General features: G+C 60.0%; 10 protein-coding genes. 4 read left to right on the top strand and 6 right to left on the bottom strand.

Annotated features, from left to right (window positions below; all coding sequences use genetic code 11):
• Position 1 precedes the first annotated feature (1 nt).
• The 4 genes from J3U87_RS12390 (at position 2) to J3U87_RS12375 (ending at position 4625) form a co-directional block, all read left to right on the top strand.
• Complete coding sequence (locus tag J3U87_RS12390) at positions 2-334, top strand: histidine triad nucleotide-binding protein (protein WP_237383353.1); 333 nt, start codon at positions 2-4, stop codon at positions 332-334.
• 341 nt (positions 335-675) lie between these two features.
• A complete protein-coding gene (locus J3U87_RS12385) occupies positions 676-2907 on the top strand; it encodes a transglycosylase SLT domain-containing protein (protein ID WP_237383352.1) in 2232 nt (743 codons plus the stop codon).
• A gap of 213 nt (positions 2908-3120) precedes the next feature.
• Positions 3121-4149: a tRNA pseudouridine(13) synthase TruD gene (truD, locus tag J3U87_RS12380; protein ID WP_237383351.1), complete on the top strand. Its 1029-nt coding sequence runs from the start codon at positions 3121-3123 to the stop codon at positions 4147-4149.
• Positions 4146-4625: a GNAT family N-acetyltransferase gene (locus tag J3U87_RS12375; protein WP_237383350.1), complete on the top strand. Its 480-nt coding sequence runs from the start codon at positions 4146-4148 to the stop codon at positions 4623-4625. Before truD ends, J3U87_RS12375 begins: the two co-directional genes overlap by 4 nt.
• Here the strand turns inward: J3U87_RS12375 and J3U87_RS12370 are convergent.
• From J3U87_RS12370 to J3U87_RS12345, 6 genes are all read right to left on the bottom strand, one after another.
• The gene (locus J3U87_RS12370) at positions 4610-5383 is read right to left on the bottom strand and encodes a hypothetical protein (RefSeq protein ID WP_237383349.1); all 774 of its coding nucleotides are present in this window, start codon (positions 5381-5383) and stop codon (positions 4610-4612) included. The genes J3U87_RS12375 and J3U87_RS12370 overlap by 16 nt on opposite strands.
• 304 nt (positions 5384-5687) lie before the next feature.
• A complete protein-coding gene (phoU, locus tag J3U87_RS12365; RefSeq protein WP_237383348.1) occupies positions 5688-6374 on the bottom strand; it encodes a phosphate signaling complex protein PhoU in 687 nt (228 codons plus the stop codon).
• 47 nt (positions 6375-6421) lie between these two features.
• The gene (gene pstB, locus J3U87_RS12360; RefSeq protein ID WP_237383347.1) at positions 6422-7225 is read right to left on the bottom strand and encodes a phosphate ABC transporter ATP-binding protein PstB; all 804 of its coding nucleotides are present in this window, start codon (positions 7223-7225) and stop codon (positions 6422-6424) included.
• The gene (pstA, locus tag J3U87_RS12355; RefSeq protein WP_237383346.1) at positions 7222-8910 is read right to left on the bottom strand and encodes a phosphate ABC transporter permease PstA; all 1689 of its coding nucleotides are present in this window, start codon (positions 8908-8910) and stop codon (positions 7222-7224) included. Before pstA ends, pstB begins: the two co-directional genes overlap by 4 nt.
• Positions 8911-9006: 96 nt before the next feature.
• Positions 9007-11262, bottom strand: a complete 2256-nt coding sequence (locus tag J3U87_RS12350; RefSeq protein WP_237383345.1) for an ABC transporter permease subunit — start codon at positions 11260-11262, stop codon at positions 9007-9009.
• Positions 11263-11329: 67 nt separating this feature from the next.
• A complete protein-coding gene (locus tag J3U87_RS12345) occupies positions 11330-12346 on the bottom strand; it encodes a PstS family phosphate ABC transporter substrate-binding protein (protein ID WP_237383344.1) in 1017 nt (338 codons plus the stop codon).
• Between the last annotated feature and the right edge of the window lie 177 nt (positions 12347-12523).

Here is a 12523-nt window from a genome sequence, read left to right as displayed (position 1 = left end):
CATGACCATCTTCCAAAAAATTCTAGATCGCGAGATTCCCGCCGATATCGTCTATGAAGACGACATGGTGTGCGCCTTCCGCGACATTCAACCCCAGGCGCCGGTCCACATCCTGGTGATTCCCAAAAAGCCCATCGTCAAGATTGGCGACATGGACGAAGAAGATCGGAACCTCGTCGGGCACTTGATGCATCGGGCGACGCGAATCGCCGCCGACGAAAACCTGACCGACTATCGATTGGTGATCAACAACGGTGAGGGAGCCGGGCAGTCCGTGTTCCACTTGCATTTGCACATTCTCGGTGGTCGCCCTTTTGCCTGGCCGCCGGGCTGAGCACCTCATTTGCTGAATACTTGGGAGCGGGTCGCATCGACCCGCTTTTTTTGACTCCAACCATATGACTTTCCTGGTAATTCTCATGTCACACGTCAGTGTGACATCAAACCGAGAGACCCTTTGTCGACTTTGGATTGACTGATTTTGGTCGTCTTCGAGAAGGGGTGAACGACAACGTAAAATTCCTGTAACGGGCTTGCAAAACCCAGCTCGCCCTACCCAGATTGAATCCTGTACCATGCATTTCCCCCGACCTTTTCCCCCACTTGATCCACCAGTCTTTCATAGGCGACGAGGCGGCTTCATTGAACGGATTGGTTCTTTTTTTGTGTTCCCTTATGGCGTTGACCCCCTCTGCGAGAGAGGGCCTCTGGCAGTACCACGCCCAGCGGTTCGAGCAGTATCGCGAAGCGCGAGACTTTCCCCGTGCGTTGCGCGAGCTCGGTCACCTATCGAGCTTGAACGAAAAGCGCTATGCCGAGGAGCTCTGGCTCCTGCGCCTGGCCGAACTCGCCGAACGACACGGGTACCTGGAAACGGCTTGGCGTGCCTATCACGATGCCCCGGTGGAACCAAACCTCAAGGTGATGGATGAACTGCGCTGTCTCCAGAAAATGGGTCGCCACGCGGCGGTTTTGGACTTGGCCGCCTCGGGGGCGAAGCTGAGTCGTGCCGATCGTTGGGATTTGAAAGCGGCCCAGGCCGAGGCCTTTCTGGCGCTGGGTCGGGAGGGCGATGCCGAGCGCATCTACCAGGACCTGACCGCGCGTAAAACGCCGATGCGTTACCGGTTGGACGCCTATTACCAGCTCGCCTCCTTATATTATCGGTTGGAAGATCACCGGCGAGCCCGCCGGTTCGCCGAGGCGCTTCAGGGTAACTGGCCCGGCAGTGACGAGGCCCTGTATGCGGTCACGCTTCAGGAGCAGGCCGAGGACGAGGCTTTTTTGAAGCGCACCTCCGTGTGGAAACGATTCGCCTGGGTCTGTTACCGAAACCGAGCCTACCAACGCTCCGATCATTACTTCCAAAAAATCGCCGACCACGCGGACTCGCTCAAGGAACGCGACCGAGCTCGTTACTTCCTGGCGCTGACCCACACCAAACGGGAAAAGCCGGCGGTTGCCGCCAAAGTCTTCCAAACCGCCCTGCCCGAACTGAAGACCGAATTCTACAAGGGCTTGGCCACTTTCCAATACGCACGCACCCTGCTCATGAACGGCCAGGATCGCGAAGTCGTCGAACTGGTTCAGAGCACGTCGGGCAAGATGAAACGCGATCGGTGGTTGCGCGAGAGCATGCGGCTGGAGATCCTGGCCCTGCGACGGTTGGGTGATTGGTCCGAATTTCGGACACTGGCCAAGCGAATGAAGGCGGTCGGGGCCAATGCATCGCTCTTCGACTTCTACCATCGCAACGGCGTCATTTGGTCCATGCAACGCCACGATCCGGGCCGAGCCCTCTACTATCTCAACAAGTATCGACGGCCCAGAATGAAGCTCCAGCAGCGTCAGGAAGCCAATTTGTGGGAAGGCATGATTCGTTGGGAGGAAGGCGACAGCGACAAGGCGATCCAGCTTTGGCTGGAGGTCGCCAACGCCGATCCCAACCATTACTTCGGCCTGGTGGCTCGCGAGCTACTGGCGAGCAACCGGCACCTGTACACCGATTACTTCCGCCAATGGGCGCGTTTCGAAAAAGAGGAGAAACCGTCCCGCGAGTTGCTGCAGAGACTGTATTACCTGGCGCCGGATCGAAACCATCGGAAGCGCGTGGCCTCGAGCCTGATCGAACACCTGCCGGCGCTCGAAAACCGGTTCACCATCGATGCCCTGAGCGAGGCCCATCCAGCCCGGCGTTGGGCCGCTGTGGGCCAATTTGCCTGGGCTGCCAAGTCCCTGGAAGCCAAGCACACCTCCAGGGAAACCTTTCACTTTCTCAAGGCTTCCTGGCATGGTTTGGCGGGCAACGCCTATCGTTCCATCTCCCACGGGGAAATCCTGGCCAAACACTACCCCCGTTGGGTCCCTCACGAGTTGTTACCCCAATCGATTCAACAGCTCGTGTATCCGATCGCCTTTGGGGACATCATCGAATCCCAGGCTTCCCGCCAAGATGTGGATCCCTACCTCCTGCTCGCCATCATCCGCGAGGAAAGCCGGTTCAACCAATTCGCCAAGTCGGGGGCCAGCGCCCGGGGATTGATGCAGTTCATCCCCTCCACGGCCCAATCGATCGCCGGAGAGCTGGAGGACCTGCAGCACTTCTCCCTGGCCCACCTTTACGAGCCCGAAACGGCCATCGCGTTGGGCGCTCGTTACGTCAACAACCTGATGTCCAATTTCGAAGGGAAGTCACTGTTCACCGTCGCCGCCTACAATGCCGGCGAGGGGGCGGTCAATCGCTGGCGAACTTTCTCGGGTGAAACCAATCCCGTTCATTTCGTTTGGGATGTGACCTACGAGGAAACCAAGAACTACTGCCAGAAGGTTTTGCGGGCCTACCATCATTACAAACGCGTCTACGAGAACGAAAGCGCCATTCAGGTACCGGAGTTGACCGCGCGTTGAGGGTGTTGGACCAAGTAGGTCTTCGAATCCGGGGTTCGGTTTCGGGTGCCGTCCTGTTTGGACTTCGGGTTGGTGCCGCCGCCCCACCGATCGAATGGACATGCGGTGAAGTTTGACTTGCGCGGATGGGCGTAAAGAGGGTTGAATCTTCTGTGCGTGAAAGGGTCCGCGTGCGATCCGATTCCGTGAATTTGTCGTCAAAGGACTCACTGATTGCTTTCTTTTCAACAGTCGCCCGAAAGTTTCTTCGTGGACGAGGAGCTGTTTTACGAGCCCCAGGGCCAGGGCTCCCACCTTTTTTGCCGCATTCGCAAATGGTCGATGTCCACCAGGGCCTTGAAGCGGAAGATCTCCGAACAGATCGGCGTCCCCCTGGCCCACATCCACCATGCAGGTCAAAAAGACCAATTGGCCACCGCCACCCAGTGGCTCTCGTGGCCCGAGGCGGCGCAGAAGAGTTCGCTGAAATCCGGTGACGGTTTCGAGGTGATCGAATCCCATCGCCACGAGCACGCCCTTTCCATCGGGCATGTGAAGCGGAACCACTTCAAGCTGTTGTTGACTGCCGAGGAGCCCCAGCGTGTGGCCGTCTTCCTGACGGAGCGCCAGGGCTCGTTTCCCAACTTGTTCGGCCCCCAGCGTTTCGGTCAGTCCTTGAAGCAGGTGGACACCGATCACTTCGTAGACCTGTTGCGCGGGCCGCGATCCAAGAATCCCAACACCATTTCGGTGATTCAGTCCTGGTTCTTCAATCTCTGGCTGTTGCGTCATTTGGAAGGGTACGGGCGTTCGGTGGCCGAGGACGAATTGTGGATGCGGGTCGGCGGCAAGCAGTTTTTCGAAAGCGATCCGGACGAGGAAATCCTCCGGCGTTTCGAGATCGGAGAGATCTCGCCCAGCGGCCCGCTTTTCGGATATAAAGTCAAGCTCCGTGCGTCGGAACAGGCCTTTTTAGCGGAAATGGGTTTGGAAGCCGAGGCGTTTCGCCGTTGGGGCAAGGCCGCCAAAGGCACCCGCCGCCCGCTGTTCGTGCGACCGTCCGAGTATTTGGCGACACCGACGGAACAGGGGGTGACGCTCGCATTCGGCCTGCCCTCCGGCAGCTATGCGACGATGTTGCTGACCCACCTCGTTGCCCCGGAGCCATTGAAACAGGGTTTGGCATGTTGGCCGGACTACAGCGAACGAGCTCGTTTTCTCCTCCCGGAACCTCGGCTCGATCACTCCGAGGAGGCATCGTGAATCGCCGACCGATCGCCTGGGCCTGGTACGCATTGGACGACTTGAGCGCCCGCCAGCTCTATCGCATCATCTCGCTTCGAGAGCGCGTGTTCGTCGTGGAGCAGGAGTGCATCTATTTGGATGCGGACGGCCTCGACATCGACAGTTGCCACCTTTGTGGTTGGGACGGTGAGACGGTCGTGGCCTACCTTCGCCTGATGCCTCCCGGAGTCAAATACCCCGAGGCCGCCATCGGACGGGTGGTCATCGCACCGGAACGACGGGGTGAAGGCCTGGCGAAGGCATTGATGCGCGAGGCCATTCGCGAATCCGAGCGCCGGTTTCCCGGTGTGGACCTGAAGCTATCGGGCCAATGCTACCTGGAAGGATTCTACAGCGACCTGGGCTTTCAATCTCGGGGCGAACCCTATCTCGAGGACGGCATTCCCCACATCACCATGACCCGCTCCGCGGGCGTGGCTCAATCGCCGGAGTAACCCACCGATTCGTGGCTGCCCGCCAGGCGTGAAGCGGCTTCGCGGCCTACGTGGGATTCCTTCGCGAGCAACAAGGCTTGTTCCCAGTGCTGGCGTGCCTCGCCATCTTCCTTTTTGTCGCGGCCCAGAAAACTACCGAGGAAAAGGTGGTACTTGGCCTTTTGGAAATCCGGGAGCCGTTCGAATTCCGGCGATCCCATGAATGCCTTGACGCGATCCGCATCCTCTTTCAGTGCCGCCGCACGCCGAAGCACGGGATGGGCCAGGAGCTGGGCCGTACCGCGCAACATGCGCAGGTAGACGCAGTTAGGCGCTTTGGCGACGGCCTGGTCCATGTACTTGAACCCCTGTCGTGCCAATTTGAGGCGCTTCATGACCGACGGCGCCATGTCCAGAGCTTGCGAGCCGGTCGCCAATCCGAGGTACATCAACAGGGTCGCTTCGGAGGGGTGCTCCAATCGAGCGATTTCGAAATGTTCCACGGCCCGAGCCAAAAAGGTGAAATTCTCGGAATTGGCGATCGTGAGGTAGTCCAGGCCGACTTCCACGTTCAGCGCGGCATTGTGGGGCGTCTGGCGGAGCGTCTCCAAATCCTGGGACAATTTTCCGAGTGTTCTTTGGCTGATGTCCAGCGTGAAGAGAAGCTTTTCCTGCTCTAGGCTGGGTTGCAGATATTCCGATTGAGGACACTGGTGACCGTGATTTGGCGGGTAGGTGGCCAACCACAAAAAAGCGAGAACCTGAACGCTTAAGGACATCCCGAATGCTCCAATTGAGATGACAGGTCCACAGCCAATGGCACTGGACGAGGAAGCAGGCTAACACAGGATCTGGGTTTTTGAGAATCAGCTTTTGAGAACAGCCCACTGTTTGGTGGAGATTTGATAACAGAGGTCACCGTTCAAGGGGATATTTGTCACGTCTTTGTAAAAATTAAACTGATCCCAAAGTACGACGTCGGGCGATCAAAAATCAAGGAAAACCCGTGTGTAGCATGAACTTTCTGGCGATTTGACGGTTTTGTCACCTTTCTTCTTTTGGGAATTGCGTTTGGCCATTTCGTTATCTGGGCGAGAATGGTTTCAAGTCGCGCATCTTCTGGTGGCGGATGATTCGGGCCTCCACGTAGTAGATGACGTCCTGGGCAATCGACGTGGCCTTGTCCGAGATTCGCTCGAGCGAGCGCGAAACCGAGAGCAGGCCCAGGTCGGGAAGCTTCAGGGGTGGGTTGGCGTACTTGAGTCTGTCGGCCACCAGGCGATGGTGTTGGATGTGGAGCTGATCGATGTGGTCGTCCATCTCGATGACCTCGAGGGCCCGTTCGGCATCCTCCTTGAGCAGGGCGTCCAGGGCCATGCCCACCATCTTCTGGGTACCGCTGCCCATTTCCAACAGCTTCATGCCCGATTTTTCGATGGCGGCCTTGGGAACGTAGGTGATCTTCTGGGCGATACTCTGGGCGAAGTCACCCATGTGTTCCAATTCGTTGTTGACCTTCAGGACCGAGATGATGAAGCGCAGGTCCCGCGCCACCGGTTGATAGAGTGCCAGGATCTTGAGGCAGTGTTCTTCGATTTCCACTTCCAGTTGGTCGATGTAATCGTCGCCCTCGAGCACCTCTTCGGCCAGTTTGTGATTGCCCTCGCGCAAGCTGACCAGTGCCTTGCCGATGGCGTCCTCGACCAGGCCGCCGAGCTTGGCGATTTCCGTATTGAGTTGACTGATTTCTCGGTGAAAGTGGAGTTTCATGGTGGGCTCCCTTGGCGGTCATGTGGAGGTGGTGCGATGAACGGCCGTCAGCCGAATCGACCGGTGATGTAATCTTCCGTTCGCCGCTCGAGCGGGACGGTGAAGAGGGTCGACGTTTCGTTGAACTCGACCAGTTCCCCGTTGAGGAGAAAGGCGGTGTAGTCCGCCAATCGCGCGGCCTGCTGCATGTTGTGGGTGACGAGTATCAGGGTGTAGTGATCTCGGAGGTCGTGGATCAGGCGTTCGATGCGGCCGGTGGCGATGGGGTCCAGGGCACTGCACGGCTCGTCCAGGAGAAGCACGTCCGGATTGATGGCGATGGCCCGAGCGATACAAAGCCGTTGCATCTGGCCGCCCGAGAGCTCCAACGCGCTCTCGTGAAGCCGGTCTTTGACCTCGTCCCACAGGGCCGCGGCGCGCAGGCATCGCTCGCAGGTATCGCGCAGCACCTTGCGGTCCTTGATGCCCGCGATTTTCAACCCGTAGATCACATTGTCGAACACCGACATCGGGAAGGGGTTCGATTTTTGGAACACCATGCCGACCCTTCTCCGCAGCCGAATGATGTCGTGGGAGGACTGGTTGATTTCCTCGCCTTCCAGTTTGACGGAGCCTCGGGTCTTGACCCGCTCCATCAGGTCGTTCATGCGGTTCAGGCAGCGCAACAGCGCCGATTTGCCGCAACCGGAGGGGCCGATCAGGGCGGTGACGTGGTGCTTGGGTATCTTCATGTTGATGTTTTTGAGCACGTGACTGCTGCCGTAGTGGAGATTCAGATTGTTCAATTCGAAGGCGATGGGCATGCCTTCGGGCAATTGGAAGACCGTATTCGCGGATGATCTCTCACTCATAACGACAACTCCGAGTAGCGTGCCCGAATGCGGGCTCTCAACACCATGGCCGCGAAGCTCATGCACAGCACGAGGAACACCAGCAGGGTCGTGGTCAGGTAGGCCATAGGAAGTGCGGCCTCCACGTTGGGCGATTGAAATCCGGCATCGTAGATGTGGAATCCGAGATGCATGAACTTGCGCTCCAAATGAACGAAGGGGAACTCGTCGCTCACGGGCAGCATCGGCGCCATTTTGACGACACCGACGATCATCAGGGGGGCGACCTCGCCCGCCGCGCGAATGATCGCCAGGATGAATCCGGTCAGAATCCCTGGCGAAGCCATCGGCAGGACGACCCGAACCAGGGTTTGGAACTGGGTGGCACCCAGCGACATCGAGCCCTCGCGTACGACCCTCGGGACCGATCGCAGGCCTTCTTCGGTGCTGACGATCACCACGGGAACGGTCAAGATCGCCATGGTCAGGCTGGCCCAGAGAATCCCACCCGTGCCGAAGGTGGGAATGGGCAGTTTGTGTGCAAAGAACAGCTCGTCCAGGCTACCGCCCAGCCCGTACACGAAAAACCCGAGCCCGAAAATGCCGTAGACGATGCCCGGTACGCCGGCCAGGTTGTGTACCGCCAAGCGGATGGCCGTCATGAGCCAGCCTTCGCTGGCGTATTCGTGCAGGTAGACCGCGGCCAGCACGCCGAGCGGGACGCAGAACAGGCTCATCAACATGACCAGCATGACGGTGCCGAGAATGGCGGGGAAGAGGCCGCCCTCGGTATTCGATTCGCGCGGCCCCTCGGTGAACAGCTCCACCAGCTTGTCGCCGTAGATGGAGAGCCGATCGAAGGTGGAGAGCCGGTTGGGCCGATAGGCGCGCACGATCTGGCTGAAAGGCACCAGATGGCGGATTCCGGCCGCGTCTTCCAGCACCACGAGCTGGCCCCGCATCGAGGCCATCAGGCGCAGGTGACGCCGATCCAATTCGAGATAGGTCTCGTGCAGCCGGGTTTCGTCCTGAAGCAGGTTGTCGGGTGGTTCGCGGCCCGCGTCCTCGTATCGCCGTCGCTCCAGGCGCAGCTTTTCCAGGCGGCCGTTGATGGTCGCCATGCGTTTGGTCAGCTTCGTCACGGCCAGGGCTTCCTCGGCCATGACGCGGGCCCGTCGTTTCTGGACTTCCTGCCAGAGGGCGGCTTCGTCGCTCACCAGGTTGCCCGGTTGAATGGCGCGGAGGTAGCCGATCAGATTGCCGTTTTCCCGTCGCTCCACCAGCACGATGTCGCGATGATAGTCCTTGGTTTCAATTTGGTCGGCCTCGATCCAAACGAAATCGTCTCCTTGAAACACGCGGTTGGCTCGATAGAGCCGGTAGCGGTCGTGCTTCGTGTCGTGACCCTGGAGCTGGCCGATGAGCCGCCGGCCGTCCTCCATCTCGATGGTCACCACCCGTTTCGGCCACAGCGACTGAAGCCCGTTGACCGCGATGACGCCGAGCAGCATCAGGTAGAGCACCAGCACCGCACCGGTGGTGACTGCGCAGAGCCACAACAGGAAATCGCCGCCGCGAACCTTGGGCCGCTTGGGAAAGGCGGGAAGTCGGGCGCGAAGCGTCTTGCTCACGGACTCCTGGGCGGCCTTGCGATGTCCGCGTGGTGTTCTGCGTTTTTCGACGATCATGGTGGGTTTCTCTGTCATGGCTTTCGAAAGGGTGGGGATGAAAGGAGCGCGGTATCGAAGGCCGGCATCCAATGGAGCCGGAACACGAGGCGGGTTGCGGGAACCGCATCGCCCTCAGAGTTCATACCGCTTGTACAATCGGGCCCGGACAACCTCGGCCAAGGTGTTCACCAGGAAGGTGATGGCCAATAGCAACGAGGCCGAGAGGAACAGGACGCGATACAGGCTGCTGCCGACCGGCGCCTCCGGGATCTCGATGACGATGTTGGCGGTCAGGGCACGCATACCATTGAAAATACTCGCACTCAGTATGGGTGTATTGCCCGAGACGATCAGAAAGATCATCGTCTCGCCGATCGCTCGACCGAAACCGATCAGGGCGGCGGCGAGGATGCCCGGAAAGGCTTGCGGAAGAACCACGTATCGCAAGGTCTGCCAGCGGCTGCTGCCCAGGGCGAAGGCCGCCGCGGTCAGCGATCGGGGAACGTTGCGAAGGGCTTCCTCGGTGATCGAGAACACCAGCGGAATGGTGGCGAATCCCAGGGCGAAGGCCACCAACACACTGTTGCGCTGATCGGGAATCATGCGAAAGTGTTCGAACAACCAAAGTTTGAATTCCGAATCGAAAAAGATGCGCTCCACCTGGGTTCCGAGGGCGAACGCCAGCCAGGTCGAGATCCCGAACAGGGGAATACCCCACAGAAACTCGCGGCCGGTCACGCCTCTTTTGGAGCGAAGCAGGAGTAGAATGCCCAAGCCGATCAGCCAGGGAAGCACCAGAACTACCAGCCCCATACCGATCAGGTGGTCGGCCACCAGCGGGGCCAGCCACACCGATGCGAAGAATCCGATCACCACCGTGGGCAGGGCCGCCATGAGTTCGATGGCGGGACGGATGAATTGGCGCCACTTGGGGTGCATCAGGTGCGACACGTAGAGCGCCGTCAGGACCGCGATCGGCAACGCGAACAACAGCCCGTAGCTGGCACCTTTCAGCGTGCCGAACAGCAGGGGAACCAAACTCATTTTCGGCTGAAAGTCGTTGGCCGCCGAAGAGGACTGCCAGACGAAATCCGATTCGGGGTAACCCTCGTAGAGGACCGACCGCCAAAGGGTGCGAAACGTGATTTCGGGGTGGTCCAGGGAAAAGCGCCAGAACCAAAAGCTGCCCTGTTCGTCCATGGCCTGCAGGCTGTGGCCGTCCGCACCCGCGAACAGCTCCGTCAAGGTCGCCGGTGCGTTCATTTCGAAGAGGGTTTTTGCGCTGGTCAAGTGGAACAGCCGCATTCCGCCCCGATCGCTTTGGGCCAGAAACAGCTTGGTGGACGGAAATGCGGTCATTCGCGCCACGGGCTCCCCGAAGGAATCGAAGCTGTGCAGATTGACCAGGCCGCCGCGCCGTTGCGGTACGTAGCCCCAAACGGATATCCCACCCGAAGCATCGCCGATCATCACCGAGAGATCGCCGAAGATGAGGTCCAAGGCCTGGATCGCGTCCCCACCGGCAATCACCTGCTCCTCCGTCAGAAGGCGTGGGGCGTTCAGGTCTTCCAGGTCCCAGACCGAGAGCCATCCGGTGCCGCTACCCACATAGAGGCGCGCGCCGTTGCGGCTGACGGCCAGCGCCGTAACTTCGCCGTGCCGGTTGAGGTGGTGCACCGCCAGGTGGCCCTCGGCCCGTTCCGGTTTCAGTGGTGGGGGGCGGTGAAGCGGGAGTTCGTTGGGCCCCTGACGCGCGGACAACGGCCAACGACCGAGCAGGATCCTACCCTCGACCAGGGGGAACGCCGCGGTCAACGCATCCTCGAACCAACCGCCCACCCCCCAGTTGTGGTGATCCGGCCAGGCCAGGTCCGTCGCGAGTTCGAATTGGCGTTCCCGTTGGAAGGACGGATCCATGACCTCGTCCGAACCGGGGCGCTTGAAATGAAGCCGCTCGCAGGTCAGGGTGCCGTCCCCCCAGACCAGGAGAAAGAGATCCTGCTGAATCGGACGGACCTCCATCAGGGGAACGGGCGCCTCGCCTTTGCCGACGGAATCGGTCGCGGGGTTCAGGGAGATGCGGGTATGGATTTCGGCGACACCCTGGCTTGTGAGATTGCCGACATTCAAGTGCCCCGAGCGATCCAACCAATAGGCCTGTTGCCCGTTGGGGTCGCTGCCCACGTACACCGTCGGCGATGATTTGCCCGGTGCCGCAATGGGGCCAATCAGGTCGTAGCTGCCCGATTTCAGCAGCGGCAGGGTTTCCAGGATCAGGAATCCCATGATCAAGGCGAGACAGAGCAGGATGGAAAAGCCACCGAGTGTAATGACTTTGCGGGCCATGGAATCCCACAAGCGCGCTTTTCTGAGCGGGGCCAGGCTCATTGGGCTCCTCCCATCTCGGCCTGGTGCCGTCCACATGACCGGGTCGGCCAGGACGGTATACGGCAGTTCACCATAGGCGCGACCTTTGGGCCTCGAGCATTTCCACCGGCAGCGGAATGTACCCGCTCTTCCGGACGATGCGTTGGCCTTCGCGAGAAAGCACGAATTTGAGGAATTCTTCGACCGGCACCGGCAGCGATTGCGAGGGCGGTTTGGCGACGTAGATGTAGAGCAGGCGGCCTAGGGGGTAGGCGCCGTTCAACACGTTCTGCGAGGTGGCCGGTTTGGCGAGAGACCCCTTCTCGGGTGCGATCGAAAGCATTTTGACGCCCGAGGTTCGGTACCCGATACCGGCGTAGCCGATGGCGGCGGGATCTTGGGACACCGCGAGCACGACCGCCGCGGAGCCCGGCAGCTCCTTGACGCTGTTCTTGAAATCCCCGCGAAACAGGGCGGTCAATTTAAACAATCCGTAGGTGCCGCTGGCCGAGTTGCGCCCGTAGAGGCTCAGTGGGTATCGCGCCGGACCGGTGGCCACACCCAGATCGCTCCAGGTGGAGAAGGTGCGTAGCAACCCACCGCGACGCGTGCGGGAAAATATGGCGTCGACTTCGGCCAGGGTCAGCGACTCGACCGGGTTTTCGGCATGGACGAAGATGGCCAGGGCGTCCATGGCCACCGGAACCGGGGTCGGCATGAAGCCCAGCCTGCGTTGAAAGGCGTTGACCTCGTCGTCCTTCATCAGTCGCGACATCGGGCCCAACTGGGCCACACCCTGAATCAGGGCGGGCGGTGCGGTGCTGGAGCCCTTGCCCTCCACTTGAATGTTGACGCTGGGGTATTGGCGACGAAAACCTTCCGCCCAGAGGGTCATCAGGTTGTTCAAGGTATCCGAACCCGCACTGCTCAGGCTGCCCGACACGCCGCTCCGACGCTTGTAGGGGGCCAGGTGTTGGAGTGCCTCGTCGTGGGGGTGACCGGCCTGGACCGGTCGGGACGAAGCCGGTTCCGGGGGAACCGACGAGGCTCCCGACGCCGCAGTGGCCACCAGCCAGATCCATGGAATGAAGTGTTGAAGTTTCAAGGAAATACATCCATTCGATGTCGCTTGCCCAGAAGGAATTCGTGCCCTCGCATGATAGGCGCGGGTGTCGGCGTGGGACCGTGACTTTCCGATGAGACTTCCGACCCTTGGGGCGCCTGGGATTCGGTCTTCACCGGCGCACCGAGTCGAAGAACCCAGGTATAACAGCCATTTGTT

The organism is Sulfidibacter corallicola, assembly GCF_017498545.1.
GTDB lineage: Bacteria > Acidobacteriota > Holophagae > Acanthopleuribacterales > Acanthopleuribacteraceae > Sulfidibacter > Sulfidibacter corallicola.
The sequence above is the reverse complement of the archived record's forward strand: the minus strand, read 5'-3'. Positions and strand labels throughout refer to the sequence as shown.

Excerpts from the sequence above, each read along its gene's own strand:
- J3U87_RS12385 (WP_237383352.1), top strand. The coding sequence starts at position 676 with ATGGCGTTGACCCCCTCTGCGAGAGAGGGCCTCTGGCAGTACCACGCC.
- J3U87_RS12350 (WP_237383345.1), bottom strand. The coding sequence starts at position 11,262 with ATGAGCCTGGCCCCGCTCAGAAAAGCGCGCTTGTGGGATTCCATGGCC.
- J3U87_RS12390 (WP_237383353.1), top strand. The coding sequence starts at position 2 with ATGACCATCTTCCAAAAAATTCTAGATCGCGAGATTCCCGCCGATATC.
- pstA (WP_237383346.1), bottom strand. The coding sequence starts at position 8,910 with ATGACAGAGAAACCCACCATGATCGTCGAAAAACGCAGAACACCACGC.
- phoU (WP_237383348.1), bottom strand. The coding sequence starts at position 6,374 with ATGAAACTCCACTTTCACCGAGAAATCAGTCAACTCAATACGGAAATC.
- J3U87_RS12370 (WP_237383349.1), bottom strand. The coding sequence starts at position 5,383 with ATGTCCTTAAGCGTTCAGGTTCTCGCTTTTTTGTGGTTGGCCACCTAC.
- pstB (WP_237383347.1), bottom strand. The coding sequence starts at position 7,225 with ATGAGTGAGAGATCATCCGCGAATACGGTCTTCCAATTGCCCGAAGGC.